General features: G+C 47.0%; 1 pseudogene. It reads left to right on the top strand.

Features of this window, described 5'->3' with window-relative positions:
• Window positions 1-64: 64 nt before the first annotated feature.
• Window positions 65-236 (top strand): annotated as a pseudogene (acrR, locus tag SAZ04_RS23005) (multidrug efflux transporter transcriptional repressor AcrR); the annotation flags it as partial.

A 236-nucleotide genomic window follows, 5' to 3' on the forward strand; every position in this document is an offset into this window, starting at 1 on the left:
GTCGTGCTATGGTACATACATTCACAAATGTATGTAAATCTAACGCCTGTAAATTCACGAACATATGGCACGAAAAACCAAACAAGAAGCGCAAGAAACGCGCCAACACATCCTCGATGTGGCTCTACGTCTTTTCTCACAGCAGGGGGTATCATCCACCTCGCTGGGCGAGATTGCAAAAGCAGCTGGCGTTACGCGCGGTGCAATCTACTGGCATTTTAAAGACAAGTCGGATT

It is taken from the genome of Halalkalibacter lacteus, assembly GCF_036663595.1.
Taxonomy (GTDB): domain Bacteria; phylum Bacillota; class Bacilli; order Bacillales; family Bacillaceae_D; genus Halalkalibacter; species Halalkalibacter lacteus.